The 16,796-nt window shown below is 68.7% G+C and carries 14 protein-coding genes and 1 tRNA gene; 10 read left to right on the top strand and 5 right to left on the bottom strand.

Going from position 1 to position 16,796, the window contains the following annotated elements:
- Positions 1–4: 4 nt before the first annotated feature.
- Genes yidC through rpmH form a run of 4 tightly spaced genes read right to left on the bottom strand, consistent with a single transcriptional unit; the run spans position 5 to position 2,160 of the window.
- Positions 5–1,273: a membrane protein insertase YidC gene (gene yidC, locus BA175_RS14155; RefSeq protein ID WP_069171621.1), complete on the bottom strand. Its 1,269-nt coding sequence runs from the start codon at positions 1,271–1,273 to the stop codon at positions 5–7.
- A gap of 3 nt (positions 1,274–1,276) precedes the next feature.
- Positions 1,277–1,636, bottom strand: coding sequence for a membrane protein insertion efficiency factor YidD (gene yidD, locus BA175_RS29595; RefSeq protein WP_079159538.1), 360 nt, complete (start codon positions 1,634–1,636; stop codon positions 1,277–1,279).
- Complete coding sequence (rnpA, locus tag BA175_RS29600; RefSeq protein WP_079159539.1) at positions 1,633–2,004, bottom strand: ribonuclease P protein component; 372 nt, start codon at positions 2,002–2,004, stop codon at positions 1,633–1,635. Before rnpA ends, yidD begins: the two co-directional genes overlap by 4 nt.
- 18 nt (positions 2,005–2,022) lie before the next feature.
- Positions 2,023–2,160 carry a 50S ribosomal protein L34 gene (rpmH, locus tag BA175_RS29605; protein ID WP_014047156.1) on the bottom strand — a complete coding sequence of 46 codons (138 nt, stop codon included), beginning with the start codon at positions 2,158–2,160 and terminating at the stop codon, positions 2,023–2,025.
- A gap of 381 nt (positions 2,161–2,541) precedes the next feature.
- Here rpmH and dnaA point away from each other — a divergent pair, with 381 nt between their 5' ends.
- The 9 genes from dnaA to BA175_RS14200 all read left to right on the top strand — a co-directional run bounded on the left by dnaA (position 2,542) and on the right by BA175_RS14200 (position 15,464).
- A complete protein-coding gene (dnaA, locus tag BA175_RS14160) occupies positions 2,542–4,326 on the top strand; it encodes a chromosomal replication initiator protein DnaA (protein ID WP_079159540.1) in 1,785 nt (594 codons plus the stop codon).
- Between the two features lie 1,212 nt (positions 4,327–5,538).
- Positions 5,539–6,669 carry a DNA polymerase III subunit beta gene (gene dnaN, locus BA175_RS14165; RefSeq protein WP_031090399.1) on the top strand — a complete coding sequence of 377 codons (1,131 nt, stop codon included), beginning with the start codon at positions 5,539–5,541 and terminating at the stop codon, positions 6,667–6,669.
- A gap of 133 nt (positions 6,670–6,802) precedes the next feature.
- Positions 6,803–7,681 carry a phosphogluconate dehydrogenase (NAD(+)-dependent, decarboxylating) gene (gene gnd, locus BA175_RS14170; RefSeq protein WP_069171623.1) on the top strand — a complete coding sequence of 293 codons (879 nt, stop codon included), beginning with the start codon at positions 6,803–6,805 and terminating at the stop codon, positions 7,679–7,681.
- Positions 7,682–7,733: 52 nt separating this feature from the next.
- Complete coding sequence (gene recF / locus BA175_RS14175; RefSeq protein ID WP_069171624.1) at positions 7,734–8,864, top strand: DNA replication/repair protein RecF; 1,131 nt, start codon at positions 7,734–7,736, stop codon at positions 8,862–8,864.
- Between the two features lie 26 nt (positions 8,865–8,890).
- Positions 8,891–9,451: a DUF721 domain-containing protein gene (locus BA175_RS14180; protein WP_069172113.1), complete on the top strand. Its 561-nt coding sequence runs from the start codon at positions 8,891–8,893 to the stop codon at positions 9,449–9,451.
- A gap of 428 nt (positions 9,452–9,879) precedes the next feature.
- The gene (gene gyrB / locus BA175_RS14185) at positions 9,880–11,949 is read left to right on the top strand and encodes a DNA topoisomerase (ATP-hydrolyzing) subunit B (protein WP_069171625.1); all 2,070 of its coding nucleotides are present in this window, start codon (positions 9,880–9,882) and stop codon (positions 11,947–11,949) included.
- 46 nt (positions 11,950–11,995) lie between these two features.
- Positions 11,996–14,623 (top strand): DNA gyrase subunit A, encoded by a 2,628-nt coding sequence (gene gyrA / locus BA175_RS14190; protein ID WP_069171626.1) that lies wholly within the window; start codon positions 11,996–11,998, stop codon positions 14,621–14,623.
- Positions 14,624–14,716: 93 nt separating this feature from the next.
- Positions 14,717–15,316 carry a DUF3566 domain-containing protein gene (locus BA175_RS14195; RefSeq protein ID WP_069171627.1) on the top strand — a complete coding sequence of 200 codons (600 nt, stop codon included), beginning with the start codon at positions 14,717–14,719 and terminating at the stop codon, positions 15,314–15,316.
- A 71-nt stretch (positions 15,317–15,387) separates the two neighbouring features.
- A tRNA-Ile gene (locus BA175_RS14200) sits at positions 15,388–15,464 on the top strand.
- Between the two features lie 314 nt (positions 15,465–15,778).
- On the opposite strand, the gene BA175_RS14205 is transcribed toward BA175_RS14200, so the two are convergent.
- Positions 15,779–16,153, bottom strand: a complete 375-nt coding sequence (locus tag BA175_RS14205) for a DUF6344 domain-containing protein (protein ID WP_069171628.1) — start codon at positions 16,151–16,153, stop codon at positions 15,779–15,781.
- Between the two features lie 305 nt (positions 16,154–16,458).
- Between BA175_RS14205 and BA175_RS31415 the strand changes: the two genes are divergently transcribed.
- A complete protein-coding gene (locus BA175_RS31415) occupies positions 16,459–16,593 on the top strand; it encodes a DLW-39 family protein (protein ID WP_003958712.1) in 135 nt (44 codons plus the stop codon).
- Positions 16,594–16,796: the final 203 nt, after the last annotated feature.

Raw genomic sequence — 16,796 nt, forward strand, 5'->3', positions numbered from 1 at the left:
CTTCTTACTTCTTGGACGGGTGCTTGGGCCGCTGCGGGCCCTTGCGCTGTCCGGACTTGGCTTGGCGTGAGGAGCCGGACGCGGTGGGCTTGCCCGCCGGCTTCGGCTTGTCGTCCTGCGGTGCGTCCTGCTTCTCCAGCGAGGTCTTGGACTCCGAGCCGACAGCCCCGGATTCCTTGGCAGCTCCCGGATGCGTCGCAGCGGTCTGACGCTTGGACTTCGTCTGGCGCTTGGGCTGCTGCCGCTTGGCCGCGGCACCGCCCTCGGCTTCGGCGACAGCCGTCTCGCTCTTCGCCACCGTCCCGTCCTCCTGGGCGGCGAGACCCAGCTTGGCCAGACCGGTGATGAACTTGCGCTCGATGTCGTTGCGGTCGGGCCCCTTGGCGACGATCCGCTTGACGGTGTTGCGCCGCGTCCTGCCCCGCACCTCGCCATGAGCGGTCACGCTCTTCAGCAGACGTCCCAGGTACTGGTCCTGTGCCTTGCTGCCCGGCGTCGGGTTCTGGTTGATCACATACATCTGCTGGCCCATGGTCCACACGTTCGTGGTCAGCCAGTAGACGAGGACACCGACGGGGAAGTTGATACCCATGACGGCGAAGATCACCGGGAAGATGTACATCAGCATCTTCTGCTGCTGCATGTACGGGGTCTTCACGGTCAGGTCGACGTTCTTCGTCATCAGCTGGCGCTGCGTGAAGAACTGGGACGCCGACATCATCACGATCATGATCGCGGTGACGACCCGGACGTCGGTCAGCGAGGCGCCGAGCGCCGCGACCTTGTCCTGGCTGTCCATGAACTTCGCGGCCAGCGGAGCTCCGAAGATGTGCGCCTGACGTGCGCTGTCGAGGAGCGGCTGGTCGATGACGCCGATCGTCTTGCCCGAGGCGATGGCCGAGAGCACGTGATACAGGGCGAAGAAGAAGGGGGACTGCGCCAGGATCGGAAGGCACGAGGAGAGCGGGTTGGTGCCCGTCTCCTTGTACAGCTTCATCATCTCTTCGGACTGGCGCTGCTTGTCGTTCTTGTAGCGCTCCTGGATCGCCTTCATCTTCGGCTGGAGCACCTGCATGTTGCGGGTGGACTTGATCTGCTTGACGAACAGCGGGATCAGACAGATCCGGATCAGGACCACCAGGGACACGATGGACAGGCCCCAGGCCCAGCCCGTGTCGTCACCGAAGATCGCTCCGTACAGCTTGTGGAACTGGACGATGACCCACGAGACAGGTGTGGTGATAAAGCTGAACAGACTGGCAATCGTGTCCACTAATCAGGCTCCTTGAGCATTGGGCGAGGTCTCTGTGGCCGGGCTCAGGGGTTCGGAGGCCGACCCCCCGGCAGGCACATCGGCGGCGGAGTCCCCGCCCTTGCCACCACGCGCACGGCTGCGCAGCAGTTCGTGCCAACGCGGACGTTTGCGCGGCGGCACGTGATCCACACCGCCGGGTGACCACGGATTGCACCGCAGGATGCGCCAGGCCGTCAGCGCCGTTCCCTTGATCGCTCCGTGCCGGTCGATCGCCGTATATCCATAGTGGGAACACGACGGGTAGTAGCGGCAGACGGGCCCGAGAAGCGGGCTGATCGTCCACTGGTACAACTTGATGAGAGCCAGCAGCGGGTACTTCATCGGGTGCCCCCTCCCAGCAGCCGCTCCAGAGCGGCGTCCAGGTCTCGGGCCAGCTGTGCATGATCGGCGTCGCCCGATCCGGGCAGCGCTCGTACGACAACAAGGCTACCGGGGGGCAGCTGAGCGAGCCGCTCGCGGACGAGGTGACGAAGCCTTCGCTTCACCGCCGTGCGAACGACTGCCCCGCCCACTGCTTTGCTGACGACGAAACCCGCACGCGGCGGGGGAGCACTCTCCCCAGTCACGTGCGGGTCCGTAGCACCGCTGCGTAGATGTACGACGAGGAGCGGGCGTCCGGCCCGACGCCCTCGGCGTACCGCGGTCGCGAAGTCCTCGCGCCGCCTCAGCCGATTCTCGGTAGGCAGCACGTCATGACCTGACGGCGATCAGGCGGAAAGGTTGGCGCGACCCTTGCCACGGCGGTTCGCGAGAATCGCGCGGCCGGCACGGGTACGCATACGCAGCCGGAAGCCGTGGGTCTTGGCGCGACGACGGTTGTTCGGCTGGAAGGTGCGCTTGCTCACTCGGGGGCTCCAGAAATGATTCGTGTGTTGGCGGGACATCGCCTGGCTGTCACCGTGCGCCCACGAGGAACTCGCGTAAACGCCTTAGTGCACCGCTTCACAATCACAGATCGTGATCTTTGCCCATCGGAGGCAGGCGGCAGCAGCCATCGACAACTCGACCTGGCCACGGTACGCGCGGCCGCGCCGTCCGGTCAAACCAGCTCCGCGGCACCCCCTGCTGTACACAGCCTGTGGACAACGACTTGAACCGTGCGGGTCGGCCTGACTACCGTGGCTGAACTCCGGTTCCTTTCCTTCCCCCCTGCCGGGCCTCACCCGACCCGACCCATCCCGTCCCGAGAACCACACATTCGTGGGACATGCGAGAGAGCGTGCCTTGTGGCTGATGTACCTGCCGATCTTGCCGCAGTGTGGCCACGCGTGCTGGACCAACTCCTCGGAGAGGGTCAGCAGGGCATCGAGCCGAAGGACAAGCAGTGGATCGAGCGCTGTCAGCCGCTGGCCCTCGTCGCCGACACCGCCCTGCTGGCCGTCCCCAACGAGTGGGGGAAGCGGGTCCTGGAAGGCAGGCTCGCGCCGCTCATCAGTGAGACGCTGACCCGTGAGTGCGGGCGCCCCATCCGGATCGCGATCACGGTCGACGATTCCGCGGGCGAGCCTCCGGCCCCGCCGGCACCCCCCATGCACCCGTCGCACCAGGGCCAGCAGTCCCACCGGTACCAGGGGTCGCAGAGGGACGAGCCTCTCCACAACGACGGGTACGACGGGTACGGCCACCGGCCGGCCGACGACGGCATGCCGACGGCCCGCCCGGCCTACCCCGACTACCAGCAGCAGCGGCCGGAACCCGGTGCGTGGCCCCGCGCCCAGGAAGATCTCTGGCAGCCCCGGCACGGCGGGTACCAGGACCGTGACCCGTACGCGAGCGCGCGCCCGCAGCAGCCGCAGCACGACTACCGGACGCAGCCGCCCGAACACCAGGGGTACGAGCCCCAACGGGACGGGCGGGACGGGCGGGACCGGCACGAACTGCAGGAGCAGCAGCCGCACCGCCAGGGCGGCACCGGCAGACCCGGAGGCGGCGGCCCCATGGGGACGAACTCCGCGCCGCCGCCGGGGACCACCGAGCCGCACGCCCGGCTGAATCCGAAGTACCTCTTCGACACCTTCGTCATCGGCGCGTCCAACCGCTTCGCGCACGCCGCGGCCGTCGCGGTCGCCGAGGCGCCGGCCAAGGCCTACAACCCCCTCTTCATCTACGGGGAGTCGGGGCTCGGCAAGACCCACCTGCTCCACGCCATCGGGCACTACGCCCGCAGCCTCTACCCGGGCACCCGGGTGCGGTACGTGAGTTCGGAGGAGTTCACCAACGAGTTCATCAACTCGATCCGCGACGGCAAGGGCGACACCTTCCGCAAGCGGTACCGCGACGTGGACATCCTGCTGGTCGACGACATCCAGTTCCTGGCGAGCAAGGAGTCGACGCAGGAGGAGTTCTTCCACACCTTCAACACGCTCCACAACGCCAACAAGCAGATCGTTCTCTCCTCGGACCGGCCGCCCAAGCAGCTCGTGACACTCGAGGACCGGCTGCGCAACCGCTTCGAGTGGGGCCTCACCACCGACGTGCAGCCGCCGGAACTGGAGACGCGCATCGCGATCCTCCGTAAGAAGGCGGTACAGGAGCAGCTCAACGCCCCGCCGGAGGTACTCGAGTTCATCGCCTCGCGCATCTCACGCAACATCCGTGAGCTGGAGGGCGCGCTCATCCGGGTTACCGCCTTCGCGAGCCTCAACCGGCAGCCGGTCGACCTCGGACTGACCGAGATCGTGCTCAAGGACCTGATCCCCGGCGGTGAGGACACCGCTCCCGAGATCACCGCGCCGGCCATCATGGCGGCGACCGCGGACTACTTCGGACTGACCGTGGAGGATCTCTGCGGCTCCTCCCGCAGCCGCGTCCTGGTGACGGCGCGCCAGATCGCGATGTACCTCTGCCGCGAGCTGACGGACCTCTCCCTGCCGAAGATCGGCGCGCAGTTCGGCGGCCGCGACCACACCACCGTGATGCACGCCGACCGGAAGATCCGCGCGCTGATGGCGGAGCGGCGCTCCATCTACAACCAGGTCACCGAACTCACGAACCGCATCAAGAACGGCTGACAGGCCCGCACGTCCAGGGCCCGCGTGCGGAGCTTGTGCCCGGGGACTGTGCCCGGGGGCTCTCCGGGGCCTGTTCCCCGGTCGCAGGCCCGGCACGGCCGACGACCGGCGGAGGAACGGCCGAGCGGCCGGCCGGGGGCCTCCGGCGGAGTGGACCGGCACGACCCGAAAAAGCGCGCCCAGCGCCCCGCGAGGACCGAGCGAGTCCTCCCGGGGCGCTTTTCGTCGTCCGGACAACCGCTGAGGACCGTCCTGAGCCGCCTCCCTCGGGCCGCCCCCGACCGGTTGCGACCGGGGGCGGCCCGGGGGCCTCCACCAGAAGTCCGGACTCCGGTCCGAGGGAGGCGGCCGCCGCAGGCACGAGCCTCCGGAGGAGCTTCGGAGGCTCGCGACAACGCACTGAGCACCTCTCCGAGCCCACCGCGCAGTCTCCCGAGGCGGCCCCGCTGTTCGAATAGACGCCGCGGATCGGCCCTTCTCCACAGAGAGGGCCGGAATCTGGCGTCCACAGCCTGGGGACTGAGAAGTTGTCCAGATTGCATCCACAGGGCCGGCTGTCGATACTCCATCAGGCCAGGTCACATGGGTGGGGATTTGTGGTCAACGGTGATCCACAGGCTGTGGACAGATTATTCGTCCACAGGACTCGGATGATGTTGTCCACCGCCCGCCCACAGGCGGGTCCGCGTTGTCCCCAGCTTCTCCACACCCCTGTCCACTGTTCGGCAACCCGACACCGCCTTTCACCGCCGGGAGTGAAAGGCGTCACACCAAGATGCCGGATTGGGCTGTGGGGAACGTGGGTAAAGCTGGGGACAGCCCTGGGGAGAAGTCACCCCCACCTGTGCATCGGGTGTGCAGAACTTTCGCGTGTCCACAGAAGCGCCTGGTTGTCCACCGGTGCCACCCACAGGGTCGGTGGACAAAAAACCGGCGCTGACCTGGGAAAACGACGTTATCCACGGTTTCCACAGGGCCTACTACTACTACCACTCAGAGTTAGCCAGGAATCCGCTTCGAAGTGGGGCCTGTGCACAACTCGAGCCGCGAGCTCCGCGGACCTCTCGACGCGACTTGACCCCGAGCAGCAACGAGTGTCGGTGCCGTACGTCAGACTGGACCCCGGCGGCCACCCCAGCCCGACGGCAGGGAGCCCCCGACCAGACGACGAAGGCCAGCAGGGCGAGCGAGCAACAGCAGGAGGCGGTTCCGGTGAAGATCCGGGTGGAGCGCGATGTACTCGCGGAGGCGGTGGCCTGGGTGGCCCGCAGCCTCCCGGCCCGTCCGCCGGCGCCCGTGCTCGCGGGCCTTCTGCTGAAGGCGGAGGACGGCGCCCTCAGCTTCTCTAGCTTCGACTACGAGGTGTCGGCCAAGGTCTCCGTGGACGCGGAGATCGAGGAGGACGGCACGGTGCTGGTCTCCGGCCGGCTGCTCGCGGACATCTGCCGCGCCCTCCCGAACCGGCCGGTGGAGATCTCCACCGACGGTGTACGGGCCACCGTGGTCTGCGGCTCCTCACGGTTCACCCTTCACACACTGCCTGTGGAGGAGTACCCGGCACTGCCCCAGATGCCCACCGCGACGGGCACCGTCCCCGGTGAGGTCTTCGCCTCCGCGGCCGCACAGGTCGCCATCGCCGCCGGCCGTGACGACACCCTGCCCGTCCTCACCGGTGTCCGCATCGAGATCGAGGGCGACACGGTCACCCTCGCGTCCACCGACCGCTACCGCTTCGCGGTCCGCGAGTTCCTGTGGAAGCCGGAGAACCCGGACGCCTCCGCCGTGGCCCTGGTGCCCGCCAAGACGCTCCTGGACACCGCCAAGGCGCTCACCAGCGGTGACACGGTCACCCTCGCTCTGTCCGGCTCCGGCGCCGGCGAGGGTCTCATCGGCTTCGAGGGTGCCGGCCGGCGTACGACCACGCGGCTGCTCGAGGGCGACCTGCCCAAGTACCGCACCCTGTTCCCCACCGAGTTCAACTCGGTGGCGGTCATCGAGACCGCGCCGTTCGTCGAGGCCGTGAAGCGCGTGGCCCTCGTCGCCGAGCGCAACACCCCGGTGCGGCTCAGCTTCGAGCAGGGCGTGCTCATCCTGGAGGCAGGTTCCAGCGACGACGCACAGGCTGTGGAGCGGGTGGACGCCGTGCTCGAGGGCGACGACATCTCGATCGCCTTCAACCCGACGTTCCTGCTGGACGGTCTCAGCGCGATCGACTCCCCGGTCGCCCAGCTGTCCTTCACGACATCGACGAAGCCGGCCCTGCTCAGTGGCCGCCCGGCCGTCGACGCCGAGGCGGACGACGCGTACAAGTACCTGATCATGCCGGTCCGCCTCTCCGGCTGACCCGGCGTTCGTTCCTCCTATGCGGCAGTCGCCGGCGGGCCCGTTCAGCGCGGAGCAGGCCCGCCGCCCTGCCCCCGGCCGGGCGTAGGCTCGGACCTGGGTACGAATCGGCACAACGCTTAAGGAATCTCTGATGGAGCTCGGTCTCGTCGGCCTCGGCAAGATGGGCGGGAACATGCGCGAGCGCATCCGCCGCGCAGGCCACACCGTCATCGGTTACGACCGCAACCCGGACGTCGCCGATGTCCACAGCCTCGAAGAACTCGTGGGCGCGCTCGAGGGCCCGCGAGTCGTGTGGGTGATGGTCCCCGCCGGTGCCGCGACCCAGTCCACCATCGACGAGCTGGCCGAGCTGCTCTCCCCGGGCGACGTCGTCGTGGACGGCGGGAACTCCCGCTGGACCGACGACGAGAAGCACGCCGTCGAGCTGGGCATCAAGGGCATCGGATTCGTCGACTGCGGCGTGTCCGGCGGTGTCTGGGGCCTGGAGAACGGCTACGCGCTGATGTACGGCGGCGACGCCGAGAGCGTGGCGAAGGTCCAGCCGGTCTTCGACGCGCTCAAGCCCGAGGGCGACTTCGGCTCCGTGCACGCGGGCAAGGTCGGTGCCGGCCACTTCGCCAAGATGGTCCACAACGGCATCGAGTACGCCATGATGCAGGCCTACGCCGAGGGCTGGGAGCTCCTGGAGAAGGTCGACTCCGTCACGGACGTGCGCGAGGTCTTCCGCTCCTGGCAGGAGGGCACGGTCATCCGGTCCTGGCTGCTCGACCTCGCGGTCAACGCGCTGGACGACGACGAGCACCTCGACCAGCTCCGCGGATACGCCGCGGACTCCGGCGAGGGCCGGTGGACGGTGGAGGCCGCCATCGACAACGCGGTACCGCTGCCGGCGATCACCGCCTCCCTCTTCGCCCGATTCGCCTCGCGGCAGGACGACTCGCCGCAGATGAAGATGATCGCCGCGCTGCGCAACCAGTTCGGCGGGCACGCGGTCGAGAACAAGAAGTAGTACGCACCACAGCGTCACCCAGCAGAGCACGCAGTCGGGAAGGTCGGCGACCATGCACGTCACGCATCTCTCGCTGGCCGACTTCCGCTCGTACGCCCGGGCCGAGGTACCCCTCGACCCGGGCGTCACCGTGTTCGTGGGGGCCAACGGCCAGGGCAAGACCAACCTCGTCGAGGCCGTCGGATACCTCGCGACCCTCGGCAGCCACCGGGTGTCGTCCGACGCGCCCCTGGTGCGGATGGGCGCCGAGCGAGCCGTCGTACGGGCCGCGGTCACCCAGGGCGAACGTGCGCAGCTGATCGAGCTGGAGCTCAACCCGGGCCGTGCCAACCGGGCCCGGATCAACAGGTCGTCTCAGGTCAGACCCCGTGACGTCCTGGGCATCGTGCGGACGGTGCTGTTCGCCCCTGAGGACCTGTCCCTGGTGAAGGGCGATCCGGGCGAGCGGCGGCGTTTCCTCGACGAACTGATCACCGCGCGCTCCCCCCGCATGGCAGGCGTCCGGTCCGATTACGAACGCGTGCTGAAGCAGCGCAACACCCTGCTGAAGTCCGCGGCGATGGCCCGCCGGCACGGCGGCCGGTCGATGGACCTGTCCACGCTGGACGTGTGGGACCAGCACCTGGGCCGGGTCGGGGCGGAACTCCTCGCGCAGCGTCTCGACCTGATCGCCACCCTGCAGCCGCTGGCCGACAAGGCCTACGCGGACGTCGCCCCTGGCGGTGGTCCGGTGTCGCTGGAGTACCGGAGTTCGGTCGGTGCGGGGGTGGAGCACGCCCGCACCCGCGAGGAGCTCTACGAGCAGGTCATGACGGCGCTCGTGGAGGCCCGCAAGCAGGAGATCGAGCGGGGCGTGACGCTGGTCGGCCCGCACCGTGACGATCTGGTGCTCGGCCTGCGGGGCATGCCGGCCAAGGGGTACGCGAGTCACGGCGAGTCCTGGTCGTACGCCTTGGCGCTGCGGCTGGCCTCGTACGACCTGCTGCGCGGCGAGGGCAACGAGCCGGTGCTCGTCCTGGACGACGTGTTCGCCGAGCTGGACGCGCGCCGACGTGAGCGGCTGGCCGAGCTGGTGGCGCCGGCCGAGCAGGTGCTGGTGACCGCCGCGGTCGACGACGACGTCCCGGGCGTCCTGGCGGGTGCTCGGTACGCGGTCTCCGAAGGCGCGGTGGAACGGCTGTGAGCGGACCGGACGAGGGACAGCGGGCCCTGCCCGGTCCCGCCGGACCCGGGGCGGGACCCGGCCCGGGGGCGAAGCAGCCCGAGGTCTCCGGCGTCGATCTGGCCCGGGTGGCGCTGCGTGCGGCGAAGGAACAGGCCCGTGCGCGGGGCGCGGCGGCACAGCAGAAGAGACAGGCCCGGCGGGGCGGCGGACTGCGCTCGGGCGCCCGGTCCGACGGCCGTGATCCGCTGCCCCTCGGCTCGGCGATCAACCGGCTGATCACCGAGCGCGGCTGGGAGACCCCGGCGGCGGTGGGCGGCGTGATGGGCCGGTGGCCGCAGATCGTGGGGGACGACCTGGCCAAGCACTGTGTGCCCCTGCGTTACGACGAGGACCCCGATCAGCGCGTCCTGACGGTGCAGTGCGACTCGACGGCGTGGGCGACGCAGCTGCGTCTGCTGGCTCCGCAGCTGGTGGCCCGGCTGAACGCGGACCTGGGCCAGGGAACCGTGCGGATGATCAAGGTGAACGGCCCGGGTGGACCGCAGCAGAGATTCGGTCCCCTGCGGGCGCCGGGAAGCAGGGGACCCGGAGACACCTACGGCTGAGGAAGCGGGCTCGCCGCGGTCTCGCCGGACCGGGTGCCGGTGCCTCCTCCCGGCCCTCCGGCATCGCCGCGCAGTGACGTCCTGGGAGTTCTGTCCCGTTCTGTCCTGGTCGGGTGACCACTCGGACGTTCCCTTTTGTATTACTCTGTCCGCTTTTGTCCCGGGCGGGTGTGATGAGGCGTCCCTCACCGTAGCCGGAGGTTGACAGCTCGAAGCGCTCAATGCCCGCGTGAGCCTCCCAGGGGCCCGCCCCGCATATGGGGAGTCGTCAGCCGCTCATCCAGGGCGGCACATGCGGACTCAGGTACCGGCAAACCCCCATTCATGTCGGCGCTACCGGTAGACTGATGGAAAATCCCGCTTCCTTGCGGGAGTCGTCGATACAAGCCGAACGACGCAGCCGCTCCCGCCTGTCCGGAGAACGGCCTGTGCTGTGCCAGAAAGGGCGCTTCGTGGCCGATTCCGGCAACCCCAACGAGAACATCCCCTCCACCGCCGGTGAGCACGGCGAGGTGACCGCCTCGTACGACGCCAGCGCGATCACGGTCCTCGAGGGCCTGGACGCGGTCCGCAAGCGACCTGGCATGTACATCGGGTCGACCGGTGAGCGCGGTCTCCACCACCTCGTGCAGGAGGTGGTGGACAACTCGGTCGACGAGGCGATGGCCGGGCACGCGGACACCATCGACGTCACGATCCTCGCCGACGGCGGGGTGCGCGTGGTCGACAACGGCCGCGGGATCCCGGTGGGCATCGTGCCGTCCGAGGGCAAGCCGGCCGTCGAGGTCGTGCTCACCGTCCTGCACGCGGGCGGAAAGTTCGGTGGCGGCGGCTACGCCGTCTCCGGCGGTCTGCACGGCGTCGGTGTGTCCGTCGTCAACGCCCTGTCCACACGGGTCTCCGTCGAGGTCCGCACGGACGGCTACCGCTGGACCCAGGACTACAAGCTCGGCGTCCCGACCGCCCCGCTGGCCCGTCACGAGGCCACGGAGGAGACGGGCACGAGCGTGACCTTCTGGGCCGACGGCGACGTCTTCGAGACCACCGACTACTCCTTCGAGACGCTGTCGCGGCGCTTCCAGGAGATGGCGTTCCTCAACAAGGGACTCACCCTCAAGCTCACCGACGAGCGCGAGGAGGCGAAGGCCACGGCGGGCGCGGACAGTGCCGAGGTGGTCGACGTACCCGACGAGGAGACGACCCGCACGGTCACGTACCACTACGAGAACGGCATCGTCGACTTCGTCAAGTACCTCAACTCCCGCAAGGGCGACCTGATCCACCAGTCGGTGATCGACATCGAGGCCGAGGACAAGGAGCGCCTCCTCTCGGCCGAGATCGCCATGCAGTGGAACACGCAGTACACCGAGGGGGTCTACTCCTTCGCCAACGCGATCCACACGCACGAGGGCGGTACCCACGAGGAGGGCTTCCGCGCCGCGCTGACCTCCCTGGTCAACCGGTACGCGCGCGACAAGAAGCTGCTGCGCGAGAAGGACGACAACCTCACCGGCGAGGACGTCCGCGAGGGTCTGACGGCGATCATCTCGGTCAAGCTGGGCGAGCCGCAGTTCGAGGGCCAGACGAAGACCAAGCTGGGCAACACGGAGGCCAAGACCTTCGTGCAGAAGGTCGTGCACGAGCAGCTCACGGACTGGTTCGACCGGAATCCCAACGAGGCCGCCGACATCATCCGCAAGGGCATCGCGGCGTCGACCGCCCGCGTGGCGGCCCGCAAGGCCCGCGACCTGACGCGGCGCAAGGGGCTGCTGGAGAGCGCCTCGCTGCCCGGGAAGCTGAGCGACTGCCAGTCCAACGACCCGACCAAGTGCGAGATCTTCATCGTCGAGGGTGACTCCGCCGGCGGTTCGGCGAAGTCCGGCCGCAACCCGATGTACCAGGCGATCCTGCCGATCCGGGGCAAGATCCTGAACGTCGAGAAGGCCCGGATCGACAAGATCCTCCAGAACACCGAGGTCCAGGCGCTCATCTCCGCCTTCGGAACCGGGGTCCACGAGGACTTCGACATCGAGAAGCTCCGCTATCACAAGATCATTCTGATGGCGGACGCCGACGTCGACGGCCAGCACATCAACACCCTGCTGCTGACGTTCCTGTTCCGCTTCATGCGGCCGCTGGTGGAGTCCGGCCACGTCTACCTCTCACGCCCGCCGCTCTACAAGATCAAGTGGGGCCGGGACGACTTCGAGTACGCGTACTCGGACCGTGAGCGTGACGCCCTGGTCGAGCTCGGCAAGCAGAACGGCAAGCGGATCAAGGAAGACTCGATCCAGCGCTTCAAGGGTCTCGGTGAGATGAACGCCGAGGAGCTGCGCATCACGACGATGGACCAGGACCACCGCGTCCTCGGCCAGGTCACGCTGGACGACGCGGCGCAGGCCGACGACCTGTTCTCGGTGCTGATGGGCGAGGACGTCGAGGCGCGGCGCTCGTTCATCCAGCGCAACGCCAAGGACGTCCGCTTCCTCGACATCTGAGCCGGCCGCGCAAGCACGCCGCAGCTCGAAAGGACTTTGACCAGAAATGGCCGACGAGAACACCCCTGTGATGCCCGAACAGGAGCCCACCGTCCCGGGCGTGGGCATGCGTGTCGAGCCCGTGGGGCTCGAGACGGAGATGCAGCGCTCCTACCTCGACTACGCGATGTCCGTGATCGTCTCGCGTGCGCTGCCCGACGTACGGGACGGCCTCAAGCCCGTCCACCGCCGGGTGCTGTACGCGATGTACGACGGCGGCTACCGGCCCGAGAAGGGCTTCTACAAGTGCGCCCGCGTCGTCGGCGACGTCATGGGTACGTACCACCCGCACGGCGACTCCTCGATCTACGACGCGCTCGTGCGACTGGCGCAGCACTGGTCGATGCGCATGCCGCTGGTGGACTCCAACGGCAACTTCGGTTCCCCGGGCAACGACCCGGCCGCGGCGATGCGGTACACCGAGTGCAAGATGATGCCGCTGTCCATGGAGATGGTCCGGGACATCGACGAGGAGACCGTCGACTTCCAGGACAACTACGACGGCCGCAACCAGGAGCCGACGGTCCTGCCGGCCCGGTTCCCGAACCTGCTGGTCAACGGCTCGGCGGGCATCGCGGTCGGTATGGCGACGAACATCCCGCCGCACAACCTGCGCGAGGTCGCCGCCGGTGCGCAGTGGTACCTCGAGCACCCGGAGGCCTCGCACGAGGAGCTCCTGGACGCCCTGATCGAGCGGATCAAGGGCCCGGACTTCCCGACGGGCGCCCTGGTCGTGGGCCGCAAGGGCATCGAGGAGGCGTACCGCACGGGCCGTGGCTCGATCACGATGCGCGCGGTCGTCGCGGTGGAGGAGATCCAGAACAGGCAGTGCCTGGTCGTCACGGAGCTTCCGTACCAGACCAACCCCGACAACCTCGCGCAGAAGATCGCCGACCTGGTGAAGGACGGCAAGATCGGCGGGATCGCGGACGTGCGGGACGAGACGTCCTCGCGCACCGGTCAGCGTCTGGTCGTCGTGCTGAAGCGTGACGCCGTCGCCAAGGTCGTGCTGAACAACCTGTACAAGCACACCGATCTGCAGACGAACTTCGGCGCGAACATGCTGGCGCTCGTCGACGGCGTGCCGCGCACCCTGTCGATCGACGCGTTCATCCGCCACTGGGTGACGCACCAGATCGAGGTCATCGTCCGGCGTACGCGGTTCCGGCTGCGCAAGGCCGAGGAGCGGGCGCACATCCTGCGCGGCCTGCTCAAGGCCCTGGACGCGATCGAGGAGGTCATCGCCCTCATCCGCCGCAGCAACACGGTGGAGATCGCGCGGGAGGGCCTGATGGGCCTTCTGGAGATCGACGAGATCCAGGCGAACGCGATTCTGGAGATGCAGCTGCGCCGGCTCGCCGCGCTGGAGCACCAGAAGATCACCGCGGAGCACGACGAACTCCAGGCCAAGATCAACGAGTACAACGCGATCCTGGCCTCTCCGGAGCTGCAGCGGAAGATCGTGAGCGAGGAACTCGCGGCGCTCGTGGACAAGTTCGGCGACGACCGGCGTTCCAAGCTGGTGCCCTTCGACGGCGACATGTCCATCGAGGACCTGATCGCCGAGGAGGACATCGTCGTCACGATCTCCCGCGGCGGCTACGTGAAGCGCACGAAGACCGACGACTACCGCTCGCAGAAGCGCGGCGGCAAGGGCGTGCGCGGCACGAAGCTGAGGGAGGACGACATCGTCGACCACTTCTTCGTGTCGACGACCCACCACTGGCTCCTGTTCTTCACGAACAAGGGCCGGGTCTACCGGGCCAAGGCGTACGAGCTGCCGGACGCCGGCCGGGACGCGCGCGGTCAGCACGTGGCGAACCTGCTGGCCTTCCAGCCGGACGAGCAGATCGCGCAGATCCTGGCGATCCGCGACTACGAGGCCGCGCCCTACCTGATCCTGGCCACGAAGGGCGGTCTGGTGAAGAAGACCGCGCTCAAGGACTACGACTCCCCGCGCTCGGGCGGTGTCATCGCGATCAACCTGCGGGAGACGCAGGACGGCGGCGACGACGAGCTGATCGGCGCGGAACTCGTGTCGGCCGACGACGACCTGCTGCTCATCAGCAGGAAGGCGCAGTCGATCAGGTTCACGGCGACGGACGACTCGCTGCGTCCGATGGGCCGCGCCACCTCGGGCGTGAAGGGCATGAGCTTCCGCGAAGGAGACGAACTGCTCTCCATGAATGTTGTACGGCCCGGCACGTTCGTGTTCACTGCCACCGACGGCGGATACGCGAAGCGGACCGCCGTCGACGAGTACCGGGTCCAGGGTCGTGGTGGTCTGGGTATCAAGGCCGCGAAGATCGTGGAGGACCGGGGATCACTCGTCGGTGCGCTGGTGGTGGAGGAATCGGACGAGATCCTCGCCATCACGCTCGGCGGTGGTGTGATTCGCACGCGAGTCAATGAAGTCAGGGAGACGGGCCGTGACACCATGGGCGTCCAACTGATCAATCTGGGCAAGCGTGATGCCGTCGTCGGCATCGCGCGCAACGCCGAGGCCGGTCGCGAGGCCGAAGAGGTCGACGGGACCGATGAAGCCGAAGGCGCCACGGTCGAGGCCCATGCCGAGAGCGTGGTCGAGGGCACAGTCGAGGGCATGGAGCCTTCGGCCGGGGAGCACGAGGAGTAGAGCGTGAGTGGAGCCACGGGTGCAGGTTCGGCCGCTTCCGGAGCCGGTGCGAACGGCGCCCGTGGCCCTGCCACGGACTCCCAAGGGGGCACTGTGACGGACACTCGGGGACCTCAGCCCCAGTACGAGGGCTACGCGACCGGGCCGCTGCCCGGTGAGCGGGAGCCCGCAACGGGTCAGGCGGGGCCCTACCACCCGCCGCAGGCGTACCCGTCCCCCGCCGGGGGCGGCACGCAGGGTGGCGGCACACAGGGCGGAGCACAGGGCGTGAGCGGTGTACAGGCGACCCGGTTGCCCCGTACGGGGGCGCGGACCACTCCGCGGACGCGCAAGGCCCGTCTGCGGGTGGCGAAGGCCGATCCGTGGTCGGTGATGAAGGTCAGCTTCCTGCTGTCCATCGCGCTCGGCATCTGCACGGTGGTCGCGGCCGCCGTCCTGTGGATGGTGATGGACGCGATGGGCGTCTTCTCCACCGTGGGCGGCACGATCAGTGAGGCCACCGGTTCGAACGAGAGCAACGGATTCGACCTGCAGTCGTTCCTCTCGCTTCCCCGGGTCCTCATCTTCACGTCGGTCATCGCCGTGATCGACGTGGTGCTGGCCACCGCGCTGGCGACGCTGGGCGCCTTCATCTACAACCTGTCGGCGGGCTTCGTGGGCGGTGTCGAGCTCACGCTGGCCGAGGACGAGTAGGGCGCCGGGTATCGATTTTGGGACTGGCCCCGACGTGCGCTAATCTTCAGAAGTCAGCGCAGCAGCGCGGCGGGGCTATAGCTCAGTTGGTTAGAGCGCATCCCTGATAAGGATGAGGCCACAGGTTCAAATCCTGTTAGCCCCACCAGCACGAAGGCCCTCCACCGGAAACGGTGGGGGGCCTTCGGCGTTGTCAGGGCGGCGCTGCGGGGGCGCGGGGCCGGTGGCCGGGTGAGCGGGGCCGGGGGGTGTCGTGCCGGGGTGCGGGGTGGCTCGAAGCGGCGGGGAGGCGCGGGGGCCGTGCGAGGGGTCGGGACACGTGCGTACCGCCCCTGAAGTGCCGTTTCAGGGGCGGTGGTTGCCGTGTGGCCTTGGGAGCCGTACGTGGGGTGTGCGGGGCCATGGAAAAGGCTCCCGCCGGTGGGAACCGGGACGGGAGCCTGGAGGCCGTCAGCTGCTCTCTCACGGCGGGAGCGGGGAGGAGTCCCCGGCCGGAGTGCCGCCGTGGGTGGAGCGGGTGGCGTTCTTCAGGTGCGCGGTGCCGGTGGTGTCGGCGGCCGGCTGGCGGGTGGCCGGTGAGGAGCCGTGGGCCTCGGCCCGGATCCGCTGCTTCATCGTGGGCGGCAGTGCCCGGTCACGCGGAAGGGTCCATCGCACCGACGGTGTCGTCGCGGTTGCGGCGGCCGCCCCCGTGTGTTCCTGGGTCGTGGCCGCCGGCTCCGTGGCCGTGGCCGTGGCCGTGGCCTGGGCGGTGGTGGCGAAGCCCAGGGTCGCGAGGACCGCGAAGAAGGCGGTGAGGAAGGCGGTCCAGATGTTCTTGACCTTGAAGGCGCTCATTGCCCCTCACTTTCAGGTGGTCCGGTTTGCTTACCTTTCCGATGATGTGGATGTGCCCGGCGGATCCGGGGACCGACGCCCCTCCTGCGCCGATCTTCGGATGAACACCACTCGTATGGTTCAACCGGCCCGGAGAAGCCGCTCCGGGAGGCACCCGGGGCCCTCGGACGGGTTCCCGCGGGGTGCCGGCGAGGCGCCGCTGAAGGGTGGAGGCGGGGCCCCGGGGAGGTCACCGATCGGTATCGGCCGGTGTGTATAGTCGGGCCGCAGAAGTCCCTTACGTCAAGGAAAGACGAGGTCGCGCGGTGAAGAAGCTTCTCCTGGTCGCACTGGCCGCCATCGGCGGGCTCCTCGTGTACCGCCAGATCCAGGCGGATCGCGCCGAGCAGGATCTGTGGACGGAGGCGACCGACTCCGTGCCCGCAGGTTCGGGTGTGTGAGACGGAACAGTCTGACGCGGGCCCCGGTCGCTGAGCGGCCGGGGCTTCGTGCTGTCCGGGCGCGGGCCGGTCTCCTGTTGCGGGGACGCCGGGGCTGTGGTGGAGAGTTCGCCGCTGTGAACCGGCGGGGGGTGCGGGGACGCGGCCGGGCGGAGATGTAGGGCCGGACCTGCGTCGCGGCCCTCCGGCGGGGCGGCCCGGGC

It is taken from the genome of Streptomyces griseus, from assembly GCF_001715295.1.
Lineage (GTDB): Bacteria > Actinomycetota > Actinomycetes > Streptomycetales > Streptomycetaceae > Streptomyces > Streptomyces griseus_G.

Excerpts from the sequence above, each read along its gene's own strand:
- yidD (WP_079159538.1), bottom strand. The coding sequence starts at position 1,636 with ATGAAGTACCCGCTGCTGGCTCTCATCAAGTTGTACCAGTGGACGATC.
- gnd (WP_069171623.1), top strand. The coding sequence starts at position 6,803 with ATGGAGCTCGGTCTCGTCGGCCTCGGCAAGATGGGCGGGAACATGCGC.
- recF (WP_069171624.1), top strand. The coding sequence starts at position 7,734 with ATGCACGTCACGCATCTCTCGCTGGCCGACTTCCGCTCGTACGCCCGG.
- gyrA (WP_069171626.1), top strand. The coding sequence starts at position 11,996 with ATGGCCGACGAGAACACCCCTGTGATGCCCGAACAGGAGCCCACCGTC.
- BA175_RS14205 (WP_069171628.1), bottom strand. The coding sequence starts at position 16,153 with ATGAGCGCCTTCAAGGTCAAGAACATCTGGACCGCCTTCCTCACCGCC.